This window comes from Allomuricauda sp. CP2A (genome assembly GCF_001683915.1).
Lineage (GTDB): Bacteria > Bacteroidota > Bacteroidia > Flavobacteriales > Flavobacteriaceae > Flagellimonas.
The window spans coordinates 1-1,644 of the sequence record NZ_LXTT01000086.1; the positions used below are offsets into that span (position 1 = coordinate 1).

Genomic DNA, 1,644 nt, shown 5'->3' on the forward strand with positions numbered 1-1,644 from the left:
GCCGTTATGGAGGCCATCGATTACGGCCCTGGAAGGAACATCGACAGGAACAGGATACAACGCTACGCCTCCTGTGGATTTATACACAAGGGTGAAAATATGCTCATTACCGGGAGCACCGGGGTGGGCAAGAGCTATCTGGCCTCGGCCATTGGGCACCAGGCCTGCTCAATGGGGTACAGGACCATGTACTTCAACACGGCCAAGCTCTTTACCCTGCTCAAAACCTCAAAGGCGGACGGGTCCTTTCTAAAATTCATTGGAAAACTTGAAAAACAGGACCTGCTCATACTGGATGACTTTGGCCTAAAACCATTGGACAACATCAACAGGCACTCTTTGATGGAGATCATAGAGGACAGGCACGGCAAAAAGTCCACTATTATAGCCTCACAACTGCCCGTGGAGGCATGGCACGATGTCATCGGTGAAAAAACAATCGCTGACGCCATCCTTGACCGTCTGGTGCACTCAGCGCACAGGGTGGACATTAAAGGGGAATCTATGAGGAAAAAAATTAAAAATAAACATTAACTTCACCACCAAAATGAGTCGATCTCGTGCACTTGATTTGCACTGCTCACTTTCATCCGCCGCAGGTGGTATACATTGACCGCCCTATCCACCTAGCAGTTCTTATTGAGAATTTGAACTTAAGATGATATTTCCTACATTTAGCTTTATGGATGTTGTTATCAATTGGGTTTGTTGAAAGTTAAGTATAACCAACCAAATAGTGTATGCATATACAGAAGAGTTCAGTATATAAACAGGTTAGCTTTAATCGTTGAAAAATTCAGATAGCCTAATAAAAGACATGACACATTCTTAAGAAAAAGAAACTAATTTTTGAAACAAAATCCGACTATATATAAAGTAGAACAAGAATATGACTTCACTTCTGTGGTTGATGGAGTTGTATCTCACTTATCATTAAATAAAAAGCCTTTAATTATTCGGGATATTAAGTTGAGCGAATATGATGCTAAACTTATTGTAATACAATCAAGCGAAAAAGAATCTGAATGGGCTAAGTTCTTTCCAAAAGAATACACCGAAGGAATATCCCTTGAATATCAAATACCTTCTATCCTCATACTTGTAAATACAACTTCTGGAATTTTTTCAATAATCGGAGGGGCATTCTATAAATACATCTTACCATTTCTAGACACATCTTATGGACTAAACACTTATTCGAGAATAATGAATCCTGTCCAAGATGAAATAATTTCAATCAAAACTAGAGGAGTTACTGGCTTACGTGCAGGAATGTCAGAACAGTTTAAAGATAATTATCGTTTAATGGACTATATAAAGTTTGGTAAAATACCAACAGAATTAAAAATCAAACTTTCAATTGAAACAGCAGAGCTTTATTTTAGTCAGTATTTAACAAACAGGTCACCAAACATAATTTTAAATATATCAAGTGGTTTCAATATAAATAAAAAGCTCTCTTTTCAGGAATTAGGTCTTTTAGTAGAAATATTAGAACATGTCGAAGAAAAGAAAGCAGATGATTTTTTTAGTTCATATAAAGAAATCACGAATAAAGATGCCATTTCCAACTCGTTAAAACCAGCCATCATTAATGAGTTATTCAACAAACGAACAAACATCATAAATAATAAAATCTCAAAT

2 protein-coding genes are annotated in these 1,644 nt (G+C 37.0%); both read left to right on the forward strand.

Annotated elements, in window-relative coordinates:
• On the forward strand, window positions 1-534 hold a 534-nt coding region (locus A7D14_RS10330), incomplete at its 5' end, for an ATP-binding protein (RefSeq protein ID WP_067032083.1).
• A 315-nt stretch (window positions 535-849) separates the two neighbouring features.
• The coding region (locus tag A7D14_RS10335) for a hypothetical protein (protein WP_141673344.1) at window positions 850-1,644 on the forward strand (795 nt) is incomplete at its 3' end.